The organism is Bacteroides acidifaciens (assembly GCF_024623065.1).
Taxonomy (GTDB): domain Bacteria; phylum Bacteroidota; class Bacteroidia; order Bacteroidales; family Bacteroidaceae; genus Bacteroides; species Bacteroides acidifaciens.
In genome coordinates, this window is the sequence record NZ_JANJZR010000091.1 from 1 (window position 1) to 15,168 (window position 15,168).

The 15,168-nt window shown below is 44.5% G+C and carries 11 protein-coding genes and 1 pseudogene; 3 read left to right on the forward strand and 9 right to left on the reverse strand.

Annotated elements, in window-relative coordinates; genetic code table 11:
- Positions 1 to 333: 333 nt before the first annotated feature.
- Positions 334 to 1,557 (reverse strand): 3-deoxy-D-manno-octulosonic acid transferase, encoded by a 1,224-nt coding sequence (locus NSB03_RS17760; RefSeq protein ID WP_024988464.1) that lies wholly within the window; start codon positions 1,555 to 1,557, stop codon positions 334 to 336.
- 52 nt (positions 1,558 to 1,609) lie between these two features.
- Positions 1,610 to 3,136, reverse strand: a complete 1,527-nt coding sequence (gltX, locus tag NSB03_RS17765; RefSeq protein WP_024988463.1) for a glutamate--tRNA ligase — start codon at positions 3,134 to 3,136, stop codon at positions 1,610 to 1,612.
- A 94-nt stretch (positions 3,137 to 3,230) separates the two neighbouring features.
- Between gltX and NSB03_RS17770 the strand changes: the two genes are divergently transcribed.
- Positions 3,231 to 5,303 (forward strand): HD family phosphohydrolase, encoded by a 2,073-nt coding sequence (locus NSB03_RS17770; protein WP_024988462.1) that lies wholly within the window; start codon positions 3,231 to 3,233, stop codon positions 5,301 to 5,303.
- Here NSB03_RS17770 and NSB03_RS17775 read toward each other — a convergent pair.
- The 4 genes from NSB03_RS17775 to NSB03_RS17790 all read right to left on the reverse strand — a co-directional run bounded on the left by NSB03_RS17775 (position 5,278) and on the right by NSB03_RS17790 (position 10,989).
- The gene (locus NSB03_RS17775; RefSeq protein ID WP_121766372.1) at positions 5,278 to 5,748 is read right to left on the reverse strand and encodes a low molecular weight protein-tyrosine-phosphatase; all 471 of its coding nucleotides are present in this window, start codon (positions 5,746 to 5,748) and stop codon (positions 5,278 to 5,280) included. The two genes, NSB03_RS17770 and NSB03_RS17775, sit on opposite strands and share 26 nt — an antisense overlap.
- A 271-nt stretch (positions 5,749 to 6,019) precedes the next feature.
- Positions 6,020 to 7,816, reverse strand: a complete 1,797-nt coding sequence (locus tag NSB03_RS17780) for a DUF4091 domain-containing protein (protein ID WP_242358713.1) — start codon at positions 7,814 to 7,816, stop codon at positions 6,020 to 6,022.
- A 58-nt stretch (positions 7,817 to 7,874) separates the two neighbouring features.
- Positions 7,875 to 10,331: a replication restart helicase PriA gene (gene priA / locus NSB03_RS17785; protein ID WP_024988461.1), complete on the reverse strand. Its 2,457-nt coding sequence runs from the start codon at positions 10,329 to 10,331 to the stop codon at positions 7,875 to 7,877.
- A gap of 79 nt (positions 10,332 to 10,410) precedes the next feature.
- Entirely contained in the window at positions 10,411 to 10,989 is a 579-nt protein-coding gene (locus NSB03_RS17790) for a porin family protein (RefSeq protein ID WP_135039289.1), read from the reverse strand.
- Between the two features lie 758 nt (positions 10,990 to 11,747).
- Between NSB03_RS17790 and NSB03_RS17795 the strand changes: the two genes are divergently transcribed.
- Positions 11,748 to 13,058: an anaerobic C4-dicarboxylate transporter family protein gene (locus tag NSB03_RS17795; protein WP_024988460.1), complete on the forward strand. Its 1,311-nt coding sequence runs from the start codon at positions 11,748 to 11,750 to the stop codon at positions 13,056 to 13,058.
- A 12-nt stretch (positions 13,059 to 13,070) separates the two neighbouring features.
- Positions 13,071 to 13,367: pseudogene (locus tag NSB03_RS17800) on the forward strand (asparaginase domain-containing protein); the annotation flags it as partial.
- A gap of 74 nt (positions 13,368 to 13,441) precedes the next feature.
- Here the strand turns inward: NSB03_RS17800 and NSB03_RS17805 are convergent.
- The 3 genes from NSB03_RS17805 to NSB03_RS17815 form a co-directional block, all read right to left on the reverse strand.
- Entirely contained in the window at positions 13,442 to 13,663 is a 222-nt protein-coding gene (locus tag NSB03_RS17805; RefSeq protein ID WP_002558131.1) for a DUF2795 domain-containing protein, read from the reverse strand.
- 73 nt (positions 13,664 to 13,736) lie between these two features.
- Positions 13,737 to 14,300: a cob(I)yrinic acid a,c-diamide adenosyltransferase gene (locus NSB03_RS17810; protein WP_024988458.1), complete on the reverse strand. Its 564-nt coding sequence runs from the start codon at positions 14,298 to 14,300 to the stop codon at positions 13,737 to 13,739.
- 46 nt (positions 14,301 to 14,346) lie between these two features.
- On the reverse strand, positions 14,347 to 14,970 hold the full coding sequence (locus tag NSB03_RS17815; RefSeq protein ID WP_024988457.1) for a hypothetical protein: 624 nt from the start codon (positions 14,968 to 14,970) through the stop codon (positions 14,347 to 14,349).
- Between the last annotated feature and the right edge of the window lie 198 nt (positions 14,971 to 15,168).

Sequence of the window (15,168 nt, forward strand, 5' to 3'; positions counted from 1 at the left end):
CTACAGACGGACGCGACAAGAAAAGCTGGGGTAAGAGCTATAATATTATGACTGAAGAGAATTTAAACAGGCTCTTACCCTTACTCTGCGAAAACTCCTATGTCCCAATTTATCATATTTCATTGTATTATAAGGGCTTTGCATATAAATATGCATAAGAAGGCTCTAAGCCCACATCAAACACAGTGTTATTATACACTCTTAACATTTCACATAAAGAAACCGGATGGTTTCAGCACGAAGCATAAAAAGAATGGCTGAAAGCGTTCTTTTACAAACACTTTCAGCCATTCTTTTTAACTTGAGCCTAAACCTTAAATCAATAAAAGGAAGTTAGAAGTTAATCATGTGCATAATCTTCTCCGTTGCTCCAGCATTACCGGTTACATAATTGCCGGCTTTCTCTCCTGTTTCGTTCAGGAAAGCGACATCGGTATGGAATCGGTTCAGCAATGTATCCAATTCGGTGTAGTCCTTGATGGAATAGGCACCTTTCGTTTCGAGCAATTGTATGGCTTCCATAAATTTTTGATACTTAGGTCCAAATATGACAGGAATGCCATATACGGCAGCTTCTAACGTATTGTGGATACCCACTCCAAAGCCACCGCCGATATAAGCTATCTCGCCATATCGGTAAATGGAAGAGAGCAACCCGAAACAGTCGATAATCAAGCAATCGGCTTTCAACACGTTCTTTTCGTCGGCACGGGTGTAGCGCACGTAAGGACGCTTCAACTTTCCGATAATCTCCACCAAGTGGTTTTCGTCTATCACATGAGGAGCGATTATCAATTTCATCTCCGGATGATTGTTGAAGTATTCAAGGAACAAGTCTTCATCGGGTCCCCACGAACTGCCTGCCACAAATGTGAAACGGTTGTCGCCCTTAAACTTCGCTACCAACGGAAGTTCTTTCGCCTCTTCGCGAATCTGCAACACACGGTCGAAACGCGTATCGCCGACCATCGTCACACGGTTGATGCCAATCTTCGACAAATAACGCTTGGAAGCTTCGTTCTGCACAAACAGATAATCGAAGTTTCTCAGCACGTGACGATACGTGCCGCCGTACCACTTGAAGAAAACCTGGTCGCGACGGAAAATGGAAGAGACGCTATAGACCGGAATGCGGCGTTTATGCAACTCGTCCAAATAGTTCTTCCAAAATTCGTATTTGATGAAGAACGCCATACAAGGAGTGGTGATATCCAAAAACTTCTTCACATTACGAGGTTTGTCGAACGGAAGGTAGCAGACGATATCGGCTCCCCGGTAATGCTTGCGCACTTCGTAACCGGAAGGTGAAAAGAAAGTCAGCAGTATCTTATAGCCGGGATAGGTGGAACGGATTTTTTCTATCAACGGACGTCCCTGCTCAAATTCGCCCAACGAGGCTGCATGAAACCAAATGTACCTCTCTCCCTTCTCTACCTGCTGACGCAACAATTCATACACTACCCAATGCCCTTTCATCATCTTGCGGGGTTTGCGACTGAAAGGAGCAGCCAGATGCACTGCGAAATCGTAGAGGATAATCGCCAGATTGTAAAGCATAACAAACAAATATATGATTAAAACACTAACACACAGAAGAAAAGCCGGGAGATTATCCCAGTTTTTCCACTGCACTGCGGATGCGGCTGATGGTTTCGTCCTTACCCAGCAGTTCGGTTATGTCGAACATATGAGGTCCCTTGCACTCTCCTACCACTGCCAGGCGGAAAGCATTCATTACATTACCCATATGATAACCCTTTTCCGTAATCCAGCCGATAACGATGTCTTCCGAAGGTTTGGACGAGAAGTCCGCTATACCTTCCAGCACGGTTATCAGTTCGCCCATGATGCGGGGAGTATCTTCCGACCAACGCTTTTTCACATCCTTTTCGGCATACTGCGTAGGAGCTGCAAAGAAGAAGCGGCTTTGGTCCCACAGTTCTTTCACAAAGTTGACACGGCCTTTCACTAATGATACGACTTTAGCCAAATAAGCATCGCTATAAGCCGCCGCGTCCACTCCATTTGCTGCCAATACCGGCTTGAACAGTTGGGCAAGTTCGGCATCGGGCTTCATCATGATATATTCGTGGTTGAACCATGTTCCTTTCTTATAGTCGAATTTAGCACCCGACTTGCTACAATGATTCAGGTCGAACAGTTTCACCAGTTCGTCCATCGACATCACTTCCTGGTCGTTGCCCGGATTCCATCCTAGCAAAGCGAGGAAATTGATAACGGCTTCGGGCAGGTAACCCGATTCGCGGTAGCCCGAGGAGACGTCGCCCGATTTCGGGTCGTGCCATTCCAACGGGAATACAGGGAATCCCAAACGGTCGCCGTCGCGCTTGCTCAGTTTTCCATTGCCTTCCGGTTTGAGCAACAAAGGCAGATGGGCAAATTCGGGCATGGTGTCTTCCCAGCCGAAAGCGCGATACAACAACACGTGCAAGGGAGCGGAAGGCAACCACTCTTCACCGCGAATCACATGAGACACTTCCATCAAATGGTCGTCTACAATATTTGCCAGATGGTAAGTAGGCAGTTCATCAGCCGATTTATAAAGCACCTTGTCATCAAGGATAGATGAGTTGATAATCACTTCACCACGAATCAGGTCATTCACACGCACATCCTCATTCGGTTCTATTTTGAAACGGACTACATATTGTTTGCCTTCAGCAATCAGTGCGTCCACTTCTTCTTTCGGCATAGTCAGTGAATTGCGCATCATTCCACGTGTAGATGCGTCATATTGGAAGTTAGCAATTTCCGCGCGTTTAGCATCCAGTTCCTCCGGAGTATCAAAAGCGATGTATGCCTTTCCATTTTCCAGCAAAACCTGCACGTATTTCTTGTAGATTTCACGGCGTTCGGACTGACGGTACGGACCATGTTCGCCACCGAAACTCACACCTTCATCAAAATGGATACCCAACCACTTGAAAGATTCGAGTATGTACTCTTCCGCTCCCGGAACGAACCGGTGAGAGTCAGTATCTTCAATACGAAATATCAGGTCTCCGTTGTGTTGACGTGCAAATAGATAATTATACAAAGCTGTACGCACACCACCGATGTGCAATGCTCCAGTAGGACTTGGAGCAAAACGAACTCTTACTTTTCTTTCTGCCATAATTTGGGTTAGTATAGGTAAATCGTGGCAAAATTAAACCTTTTTTTCCACACTATTGTTTTTTTTTGTACTTTTCGCAAAAATTTCAGTGGATATGGAACATTTGAAGAATAAAAAGAGTTTTTCATGGAGAGATTTGCTATATAAATCACTGCTGTTTGTGAGCACTGTGACACTGATAGTCTATTTCCTCCCGCGTGACGGCAAGTTCAACTATCAGTTTGACATAAACAAGCCCTGGAAATACGGACAACTGATAGCCACTTTCGACTTTCCTATTTATAAGGACGACGCAGTGGTGCAGAAAGAACAGGACAGTCTGTTAGCTCTTTTCCAGCCTTATTACGAGATTGACAAGAAAATTGAAAAGGACGCGATAGCCAAACTGAAAGAGAACTACTACACGAATCTGAAAGGAATACTTCCTTCCATAGATTACCTGCGCTACATTGAGCGCACCCTAAAAACAATCTACCAAGCCGGGATTGTATCTACGGAAAACATCCAGCAACTGAGGAAAGACAGCACCTCGTCTATCATGGTCATTGACGACAAACTTGCCAATTCACATCCGACAGACGATATTTATACTGTAAAAAAAGCATATGAATACCTGCTTTCGGCAGATTCCGTCCACTTCAACCGGGAGATTCTCAGGCAATGTTCGTTGAACGAATACATCGCCCCTAACCTCACCTTTGACGAACAGAGAACCCAGACAGCCAAGGAAGAGATGCTGAACAGCTATTCTTGGGCAAAAGGGCTTGTAGTCAGCGGACAAAAGATTATCGACCGAGGCGAAATCATCAGCACTGAAACTTACAACATACTGGAGTCGCTACGCAAAGAATCCATCAAGCGCAATGAATCCATGGGACAAAGCCGGCTGATTCTTGGCGGGCAAATCCTGTTTGTCGGCATGCTGATGCTCTGCTTCATGCTCTATCTCGACCTGTTCAGGAAAGATTATTACCAGCGGAAAGGCAGTTTATCGTTACTCTTTACATTGATTGTATTTTATAGCATCGTCACAGCTTTTATGGTGACACATAATGTATTTAATGTGTATATCATCCCTTATGCGATGCTACCTATTATTATACGCGTGTTCCTCGATTCGAGGACAGCGTTCCTTACCCATGTCATCACAATATTGATTTGTTCCATATCCCTGCGTTTCCCGCATGAGTTTATCCTCACCCAGCTAGCAGCAGGAATGGTGGCGATATTCAGTTTAAGGGAACTCTCGCAGAGGTCACAGCTTTTCCGCACAGCCTTGTTAGTCATACTGACTTATGCCGCTGTTTATTTTGCTTTTGAGCTAATGACGGAGAACGGGCTTTCGAATGACTTCTCAAAGTTGAATATACGGATGTACACCTATTTCTTTATTAATGGGATTTTACTGTTATTCGCTTATCCGTTATTATTCTTACTCGAAAAAACGTTCGGATTTACCTCGAATGTGACGTTGGTGGAACTTTCGAACATCAATAATGACCTGTTGAGACAAATGTCCGAGACAGTCCCCGGAACGTTCCAACATTCCATGCAGGTAGCCAACCTGGCGGCAGAGGCAGCTATCCGCATCGGCGCCAAAAGCCAGTTGGTACGTACAGGAGCGTTGTATCACGATATAGGGAAGATGGAAAACCCGGCATTCTTTACAGAGAACCAGTCGGGCGGAGTCAATCCGCACAAGAACCTGGGTTACGAACAAAGTGCGCAGGTGGTTATCAACCATGTCACAGACGGATTAAAGTTGGCTGATAAGCATAACCTGCCTAAAGCCGTCAAAGACTTTATCAGCACCCATCACGGACGGGGCAAAACCAAATATTTCTATATTTCATGGAAGAACGAGCATCCAGACGAAGAGCCGAACGAAGAATTGTTCACTTATCCCGGACCGAATCCATTCACCAAAGAACAGGCTATCCTGATGATGGCGGATGCCGTGGAAGCCGCATCGCGCAGCCTGCCGGAGTATACCGAAGAAAGCATCAGCAACCTGGTCGACAAGATTATCGATTCCCAGGTTACTGAAGGTTATTTCAAGGAATGTCCCATCACTTTCAAAGACATCGCAACCGTAAAAGCTGTATTCAAGGAAAAATTAAAGATTGCTTATCATACCCGAATCAGCTATCCTGAGTTAAAGAAGTAAGCAGCCCCGCACAGGCATCTTCAAGCACATCGAGCACGTACTCAAATCCTTCGGCCCCACCGTAGTAGGGGTCGGGGACATGATCCGCAGTAATACGGGTGCAATATTCCGTCATGCGACGAATCTTCTTCCACTCTTCGGGAGAAGGGGCTTTATCCTTCAAATCATCTATATTACGGTCGTCCATACCGATGATTAAATCGAAATTATAAAAATCTTCCGTACGGACAGGACGCGAACGGTGCACCAGTTCATAACCGCGCCGTGCCGCATGGGCACGCATTCGGCTATCCGGCAATTCGCCCTGATGATAAGACAGGATTCCGGCAGAGTCTATCACAAATTCTTTTTCCAGTCCCGCTTCTTTTATCAAATGAAGCATTACACCTTCTGCCGTAGAGCTACGGCAAATATTTCCCAGGCAAACGAATAGTATTTTCTTCATAAAATTCATTTTTTAACAATTCTATCCTTCACAAGTATCACAGGCTCATAAATTGAAGTGTGACAGATATTTATGATGATTCATTGTTCTTTTTTCAATCTTTCACTTCCTTCACATTATTCACACTCTTAAGAAAGCAGTCTCTGCAAAACAAAAGCTTAGATGTCTTCTCTCTTTGTAACATGTGTTACTTCAAAGTTGCCGTATAGCGCCGACATAACGCAGCAAACTATATACTTTATACGCAGTTACAGTTTGATTCGTTTCCGTACTAGAATGAGTTTAATATCCTATTCGCTCTATTCACGGTGACCGCTGCCGGAATCTCCGGCATATCTCCCAAATTGAACGGAGCCAGCATCTTTTCTATTTTCTTTAATCCGGCTTTGTCTCCTTTCTTCTCAAATTCCCGGCGGAGAATATTTATTTTCTCATGTGCCTGTACTCCTTCTATCAGACGTTCGAAGCGGATACAGCTACGTGCTCCGGGGTATACCAAATACGTATCTCCGGCAGCCCACGTACGGAAACGTGAATCGAGCAACGGTTCCAACGGCCAACTATTATATGCCCAACGCAGATAACCGTCCAAATGTTTCTTTGAAGAATAGAAACTCATCCAGGCAGCTTCTGCCGGGTCGGAGAAAGTAAACGTATTAGGATGCGCTTCCGTGCAACAAGTATAATAGGTGGTGCGCTTATTCTCGGCTTTACGGCGGATACGTACATCTTCGGGGTAGTTCTGACCGATTACAATGCAATAATCATATAAATCCGGTTCAATCTCCGCATGATAATTTCCCGCCAACGAAACTTTAAACCCCGGATCAGCCTTGCGAATCACTTTCAATGTTTTCTGCATCACGTCCATCGGACGTTCGTCCATTGCAATAGTGCAAATATCAAACCAGCCTTTTTCTTTCAGATGCTTGGAGAAAGAAGCAAGCATTGCCACCCACATTTCTTCATAAGCCTGTTCGCCCGGAGCAGTCTTCACCGATTTCAGAGAGTTCGTTGCCTGGTCGTAGTATTGGAAAGACAGCTTCCAGGGCACCATCGAGTAACAGTTAATCTGCTTGTCAATGCCAACGCTCATCATAAATTCCACCCAACGGTCGAAGATAGTATAGTCAAAGGCCCATGTTCCGTCCGCACGCTTCATCCAGGTCACCATTGTATCGAAATAATCTTCCGTCTGCCCGTTCCAAGGCTTATGCATCAAAGTAGCCGTGATAACCTTCTGTCCGGCATTTGCCAACATTTTCATCAAAGGACGCATAGCGTCCAGATGCTCTTGGCTCCATAGAGGAACCTGATAATAACGGGCTACGGCATACGGATTTTGCCACAAATCCAGATGAAAAGCCCATTCCGACGGCTGAGGAAGCTCGCGGGAAGAAACATTTATTTCAAGATTCAGACGTTGCAACAAGTGTGAACCGTCGTTGACCAATAACTCTCCTTTATAAATTCCGGAAGCAGCAGATTGTGGAATCCAACATTGCACCCAGATAGGTTGAACGGTGCGGGCAGGCAATGTCATTGACTTCAGGTTCGAGTCAATCGGGTCGGCTACCAGCAGCGAATCGAAGTCCACCGATTTGCGGTAACCGCAAGCCCCTCTCCCATCTTTGTTCAGTTCGTCTGTCATCACATAACGTACAAAGCCGGCAGTCAATGCCTCTTTTGGAAGCATGTTTCCTTTCTTGTCTTTAAAGTCGGAAAAGCTGAAGTTCAGGTCTTGCAATTCTGTTCCTGTCCATACAACCGCCTGGGCATTTACACGTTCACCGCGCCAACCTTTCAAAGAAATATTCTTTTGATTTTTCAATGAGGGAAGTTGATGTTTCGCATAGCGGGTGTCTGTTGTCCCCCAAGAGACTTGTGCTGCTGTAACTGCCGCCCACTCCTTCTCGGAAGGTGTCGCAAGGTCAGGCAATTCCTGATAAGTCCCTAGAGGGAATTTCGGTTGTCCGGTCGGAGTTCCACACTGAGTAACTCCTTGCTGGGCAAACAGAGCACTCATACCAAATAAACTGGATAAAGAAATAATAGTAAGTCGTTTCATGGTTAGTTAGTTAATTTAATGAATAAAGGTTATTTATAAGGGGGAATAATTTCTTTCATCACATAGGGTCCACATCATAATAGATAATCAAGGACTTGTAATGTTCCTCTTCAATCATCTCACGCTGGATGCGCAACAATAGTTCCCGTGCACGTCCCATCGGTGCATTCTGCTCAATCTTCACCACTATCTTTTTAATAAATAATGTTTGGATACGGGCAACCGGCGGTTTATCCGGCCCCAACACACGGTTACCGAATACAGCTCTCAGTTTGTTTGCCATCACTGCCGCCATCTGGTCGAGCAAAGCTTCATTATGATTTTTAAGATAGACATATACCAAGCGGTAATAAGGCGGATAATGGAACATCTGACGTTCCGCCAATTGTCCGTTCACCATATCCTCATAATCATTGGCAATGACCTGATGAATAATCGGATGCTCGATGCTTTTGGTTTGCAGCACCACTCGTCCGCGCTTGTTTTTACGTCCGGCACGTCCCGCTACTTGCGCCATCAGTTGGAAGGCGCGCTCGTAAGAACGGAAATCGGGATAGTTCAGCATGGTATCCGCATTCAGTATTCCAACGACACTTACATGGTCGAAGTCCAGTCCTTTGGATACCATTTGCGTCCCGATGAGTATGTCCGTCTTTCCCTGCTCAAAGTCCGCGATAATCTTCTCGTAGGCGGAACGGGTACGGGTAGTATCCAAGTCCATCCTTGCTACGGCAGCTTCCGGAAAAAGGACTTTAATATCATCTTCAATCTTTTCCGTACCAAACCCGCGGTTTACCAGTTCCGTCCCTTCACAAGCAGGACAAGCCTTCGGAAGTTGGTAGGTATAGCCGCAATAGTGGCAGGTCAGTTGATTGATTCCTTTATGATAGGTAAGGCTGACATCACAGTTCTTACACTTCGGCACCCAACCGCAAGTACGACATTCTATCATCGGAGCAAAGCCACGACGGTTCTGAAAAAGAATCACCTGTTCCTTCTGCTCCAAAGCCTCTTTCATATATTGTATCAGAAGCGGTGAGAACTGTCCCACCATCCTCTTCTTGCGATGCAATTCCTTTATATCGACCGGAATAATCTCCGGCAACTGGATTTCTTTATACCGTTCTTTCAGTTGTACAAAGCCGTATTTTCCATCCATCGCATTCTGCCATGACTCGATGGACGGCGTAGCCGTTCCCAACAGAGTCTTGGCTCCATACATGGCTGCCAACACAATCGCCGCACTACGGGCATGGTAACGGGGTGCCGGGTCTTGCTGCTTATAAGTATTTTCATGCTCTTCGTCCACAATCACCAGTCCCAGATTCCGGAAAGGCAGAAATACGGATGAACGGACACCCAAAATTATATCATATCCATTCTCTCCGAGTTGCTTCCGCCATATTTCAACCCGTTCGGCATCAGGAAATTTGGAATGATAAATACCCAGGCGCGAACCGAAGACACGCTGCAAGCGTTCCGTTATCTGAGTAGTCAGCGCAATTTCCGGCAGCAAGTATAATACTTGCTTGCCCTGACGGACAGCTTCTTCTATCAGATGAATATATATTTCCGTCTTGCCGCTGGACGTTACCCCATAAAGCAGGCAGACATTTTTCTCTTGGAAAGATTGTACAATCTCATCATGTGCCCGTTGCTGAAATTCATTCAGGGGATTCAATCCAACCACCTCTTTCTCCTGCTTGTCCAATCGGCCGATTTCATGGTAGTAGATCTCGAATATCTTCTTATCTACCAACCCATTCAGTACTGCCGGAGCGACATTAGCCCGTTGCAGTAATTCTTTCTTGGAGATTTCTTTTGGAGCGCCATCTCCCCAAATACCCGAACATTCTACATATTTCATGAGAAGCGCCAGTTGCTTCGGGGCACGGGACAGTATATCAAACAAGATATGAAGTTGCTTCTCATCAGCCGTTCCTGCCAGCCGTACCCGAGCCTCTGTCTTGGGTTTGTAAGTACGCCGCAATTCTTCCTTTACGAAAATCGCTTCTTTATCGAGCAGGGATTTAATGGCGGTGAGGATATTCTTGACACCGCTATCCTTCTCCAGTTTGGTGACGCATTGCTGCGAATCGACAGCCAGCAAATCCAGAATGCGCTGTTCACGTTCCGGCAATGGCGCATCCGCTTCAAAGTCGGGATTATATTCCACAATCGTTTCACTCTCCAGTTTCAACCCCGAAGGTAGTGCCGCTTTATATACATCGCCCTGCGTACAGAGGAAGTAATCGGCTATCCATTCCCAGAATTTGAACTGATTCGGCAATAAAATAGGAGAAGCATCCAGTAATGTCGATATGTCTTTCACTTCATATTCTGTCGGAGCACAATAATGAACGTTACGGACGATAGCTGTATAGAACTTCTTTCGCCCGAAAGGAACCACCACGCGGCAGCCTATCTTCACTTCTTCCGCATACTCGTCCGGCAAGGAGTAAGTAAAGCTCTTCGGAAGCGGAAGCGGTAATATGACATCTACATATTTTTTCATTGCAGGCACAAAGATATAAAAAAAGAGGCTTCCGACAGTCGAAAGCCTCCAGTTCTGCTATGTTAAAGTAAATGTTTTGTCAAAAGATATAGGCAACGGATACTTGCCAGGTCTTGGTTTTGTATGAGCCGTCTGTTCCTTCAATCTTGGCAGTGTCACCCAACGGGATGTTATAATTGGCACCCACCTGCAAATGATTGAGCAATTTCACACCTGCGCCGACGTTAATGCCGACTTCGGCTTTCTTCTTGTCAATTCCTGACTTCTTCTCAAAATCGAAATAAAAATCAGGGCCGGCAGCAATATAAAGTCCCAACAGACTCCCTAAACCGATGTTATACTTCAAGTTTACCGGAATATCAAGACCGTTTTGCTTAACAGTATATTCATCAGCTCCTTCTGGAGTTACTTTCACACCTCTTTGGGCAAAAAGCAGAGAAGCATCTACCCCCAATCCTACGATTGGAATATTAACCTCAGCCATCGGCCCGATAAAGAAACCGGTAAAGTTATCCTTCTTAAAGTTGCCGGGGATATCGGACAAACTTGCTTTTGACAAGTTCAAACCTCCCTTTACACCAAAGTGTATTTGCGCCTGAACAGGCATTGCCATACCGATACATACAGCAATCATTAAAGCACCAAAAATCTTTTTCATAAATTTACGTGTTTATAATTCGGGACAAAGATATATAATTAGAATAAACAAACACAATTTATCGGTTTTTTGTTTGTTCAAAGTAACTGTCGTTCATCCCATCCTGCCCCATATCCTTATAATGAACTGAAAGCATATGAATATGATAAAGAAGTTTTCTGACTACTCTCTCATATAAAAAATGAGAATCCTCTTTCAACCTGTCACCACATCTATCACCGCCTTATATAGAATAAGCCTACAGTAAACGAAATCAGCGACTAAGGGCAATTTCTGTTTCATGCAGTGAAACGAAGTGTTTTTATATAGTGAAACGGAGTGTTTTTATACGTTGAAACATTTAGTTGCAAGCCTTTGAAACCAAAGTAAGTATAATTAAAATCACCGGAGCAGATATTTATCCACCCCAGCGATTTCCCTATTGATTCTATTTCCACTTACTATAACATCAATCAACTATTCGGATGAATGTCCAACTTCACCGGTTTTATCATATTCTCCGGTTTCAGAATGGTATCCAAATCTTCTTTGGAAAGGATATTATGCTCCAGTACAAATTCATAAACTTCCTTTCCTGCGAAAAGATGCTGTCAACTCGACGGTTAGTACTTATATAACCAACCAGCGAGGTTATTGTTTTTTTTATAAATACGCAGAAAATATCCAACAAGTTTTTTTTGTTGTTAATAGAAGAAAAAGAAAATACAAAGAACGAAAATTGCTATCTTTGTGTTCAAACTAAAAATAAGCAACAACCTATGATATTACAATTAGCATTTGTTCTGACCGCCATTATTATTGGCGCACGTCTGGGCGGCATCGGTCTTGGCGTTATGGGAGGCGTTGGATTGGCGATACTCACGTTCGTTTTTGGTTTACAGCCCACTGCCCCGCCTATCGACGTCATGCTGATGATTGCCGCTGTCATCTCGGCAGCCGCTTGTATGCAGGCAGCCGGCGGACTCGATTACATGGTAAAGCTGGCAGAACATTTGCTGCGAAAAAATCCGTCACACGTCACCCTGTTAAGCCCGCTGGTGACTTATCTGTTTACTTTCGTGGCAGGAACCGGACATGTGGCTTATTCCATATTGCCCGTGATAGCGGAAGTTGCCACCGAAACAAAAATCCGCCCGGAACGTCCGCTCGGCATTGCAGTCATCGCTTCTCAACAAGCCATCACGGCAAGTCCTATCTCCGCTGCCACCGTCGCTTTGCTCGGACTGCTAACGGGATTTGACATTACCCTCTTCGATATTCTTAAAATCACAATTCCCGCTACGATTGTCGGTGTTTGGGTAGGCGCTTTATTCTCCATGAAAGTGGGGAAAGACCTCGCAGACGACCCCGAATATCAGAAAAGGTTGAAAGAAGGTCTTTTCAACGACAAGAAAGCAGAAATTAAAGATGTCAAGAACAAACGTCCGGCAATGCTCTCTGTCATCATCTTCATATTGGCAACCGCTTTTATCGTACTCTTCGGTTCTTTCGAAGGCATACGCCCGTCTTTTCTTATCGACGGTGAAATCGTTACATTGGGAATGTCGTCCATCATCGAAATTGTCATGTTATCGGCTGCGGCCATCATCTTATTAGTGACAAAGACAGACGGAATCAAGGCAACGCAGGGTTCCGTATTCCCTGCCGGGATGCAGGCGGTTATCGCTATCTTCGGTATTGCCTGGATGGGTGATACGTTCCTTCAAGGGAATATGGCACAACTTACTTTCTCTATCGAAGACATTGTCCGCGAGATGCCGTGGCTTTTCGGGATTGCGCTGTTCGTGATGTCTATCCTGCTTTACAGCCAGGCAGCCACCGTGCGGGCACTCGTACCACTGGGTATTGCGCTGGGGATCTCTCCATATATGCTGATTGCCCTGTTCCCCGCCGTTAATGGATATTTCTTTATCCCGAACTATCCCACCGTGGTAGCCGCCATCAATTTCGACCGGACAGGAACAACCAAAATCGGCAAATATGTGTTGAATCATTCGTTCATGATGCCCGGACTGGTGTCCACAGCCGTTGCTATTGCGTTGGGACTGCTTTTTATACAAACATTCTAATAATATATTGTTATGAAACAATCCAAAAGATTTGGTCTGATAGTAACCGCCCTGCTACTTACTGCAACGATAGCTTTTGCCGCAAAACCGAATATTCACATTCTTGCCACCGGTGGAACTATTGCCGGCACAAGAAGTTCCGCTACCGGAACCTGTTACACAGCAGGACAGATTGCTATCGGTGCATTGCCCGATACCGTTCCTGAGATTAAAGACATCGCCAACGTGACAGGCGAACAGATTGTAAGAATCGGCTCGCAGGACATGAACGATGAAGTCAGACTCACACTTGCCAAGAGATACAAACAATGAGACATATAAAAATACCCGGTAGCTGTACAAAAGCTATCGGGTATTTTTATATGTTCAGTTCTCAGTTAAAATTAATACTCTTCCTCGTTAAAGAAAAAATCTTCCTTACTAGGATAATCCGGCCAAATATCTTCTATACTCTCATAGATTTCGCCCTCATCTTCCATCTCTTGGAGATTCTCGATAACTTCAAGAGGAGCACCCGAACGCATGGCATAATCAATCAATTCGTCCTTGGTTGCCGGCCAGGGAGCATCTTCCAGTTTTGATGCTAGTTCCAATGTCCAATACATAATTTTGAGTATTTAAAGTGAATACTTAATTTGTCTTGCTTTCTAATTTTCGGCAAAAGTATAATAAAATCTATCATTTCCAACCATTATCCCAAAATATTTCGTTGTTTTGTTCATCAAAATTAATTTTTCGGGATAAAACAAACAAATAATCTGATAATCTGTTGACAAAAGCTAATACTTCAGGCGAAATTGTACAAGTTTCGGATAAAGCCAGAATACGTCTTTCCGCTCTCCGGCAAACAGTACGGCAGATGTGGCAAACAGATGCCCCCCGACTTCCGCCCGGGATAATAAACGCGCAAAGTTCCGGCAGTTGCTCGTCCAGTTTATCAATCTCCTGTTCGATACTTTCCACATCTTCCGAAGAGATTATACTGGCAGGCTTCAGTTGCGTTTTCTCCTGGTCGGTGGCTAGATGCGAACCGATAGCAAATAGCTTATGCTGAATACTCAGAATAAAATCACGGTCTGATTCATCCAGCAGATAAGTATGCAACCATCCCAAATGGGAATTCAGTTCATCCACTGTTCCATAGGCTTCCAGACGGATATGTGTTTTCGGTACACGGCTACCGCCGACCAGGCTGGTAGTCCCTTTATCACCGGTTCTTGTATATACAAGGCACTTTTTCATAATGTTCTTTTTTAGTCATCGATATAAGATAAACATACAAAGGTTCTCAGAAGTTGACGATATAATGCTGTTTTATTTTTGTTTTATCAAAAAAGAGCAGACCGAGGTCGTATAAGTCAAAGGTAATCCCTACCCGTTCGTCCTCTTGCAGCCGCTTCCAGAGTGCTTTCATTTCTTTCGAGTAACAGATTCCGTGTACGACAAATACACTTTTCAAAGTAGTCCGCCGCACACAGATATCAAACACTTTTTCCAATAACTCAGGATTACGGTAATCATTCAGATAGAGGAAATCGACCGGAACGTCTGTATCCAAGAACAGTTCCGACAAGTCGGAAGCAAAAAGATATTCAGCAGAAGGTTTAGCGGATTGAAGGTAAAGTGAAGCCACTGAAGGACGTCCCACTTCGACAATAGTAGCAGGCTGTACCTTATTCACCAGCCGGAACAAGAAACGGTTTACCTTTTGTGAACCTCTACTGTACCCACGTTCTCTTACCAACCTTTTTTGTTCCTTCTCCAAAGAAGCATAAGCATAATAAGGCATCTTTTCATATATCACATCTGTTATCAGACTGAAAGCAAAAGGAGAATGTACACCATATCCGCAACGATAACGGAAACGGGAAAGCCAGATAAAAGGTCTTTTTATACAGAGTAGAAAATTCATAAAACCATCATTCGTTTTTTATTTGTAACGCAAAGATATGTTTTTTTATTTCACCGAAGCAAACCGGGAAAGAAATGTTATAAATACTCGGCAATTTACGGGAGAGGATTTCATTAGAAAAGGGGCTGACTAAAAAGCCCCCCTCATCTTTTTCCTCAATTTAAATAATAGTCCACACAATAAAAAGTCTCCCTTTCT

What these genes read in the sequence shown, in the direction of transcription:
- NSB03_RS17760 (WP_024988464.1), bottom strand. Translation starts at nt 1,557, where the DNA reads ATGCTTTACAATCTGGCGATTATCCTCTACGATTTCGCAGTGCATCTG.
- gltX (WP_024988463.1), bottom strand. Translation starts at nt 3,136, where the DNA reads ATGGCAGAAAGAAAAGTAAGAGTTCGTTTTGCTCCAAGTCCTACTGGA.
- NSB03_RS17770 (WP_024988462.1), top strand. Translation starts at nt 3,231, where the DNA reads ATGGAACATTTGAAGAATAAAAAGAGTTTTTCATGGAGAGATTTGCTA.
- NSB03_RS17775 (WP_121766372.1), bottom strand. Translation starts at nt 5,748, where the DNA reads ATGAAGAAAATACTATTCGTTTGCCTGGGAAATATTTGCCGTAGCTCT.
- NSB03_RS17780 (WP_242358713.1), bottom strand. Translation starts at nt 7,816, where the DNA reads ATGAAACGACTTACTATTATTTCTTTATCCAGTTTATTTGGTATGAGT.
- priA (WP_024988461.1), bottom strand. Translation starts at nt 10,331, where the DNA reads ATGAAAAAATATGTAGATGTCATATTACCGCTTCCGCTTCCGAAGAGC.
- NSB03_RS17790 (WP_135039289.1), bottom strand. Translation starts at nt 10,989, where the DNA reads ATGAAAAAGATTTTTGGTGCTTTAATGATTGCTGTATGTATCGGTATG.
- NSB03_RS17795 (WP_024988460.1), top strand. Translation starts at nt 11,748, where the DNA reads ATGATATTACAATTAGCATTTGTTCTGACCGCCATTATTATTGGCGCA.
- NSB03_RS17805 (WP_002558131.1), bottom strand. Translation starts at nt 13,663, where the DNA reads ATGTATTGGACATTGGAACTAGCATCAAAACTGGAAGATGCTCCCTGG.
- NSB03_RS17810 (WP_024988458.1), bottom strand. Translation starts at nt 14,300, where the DNA reads ATGAAAAAGTGCCTTGTATATACAAGAACCGGTGATAAAGGGACTACC.
- NSB03_RS17815 (WP_024988457.1), bottom strand. Translation starts at nt 14,970, where the DNA reads ATGAATTTTCTACTCTGTATAAAAAGACCTTTTATCTGGCTTTCCCGT.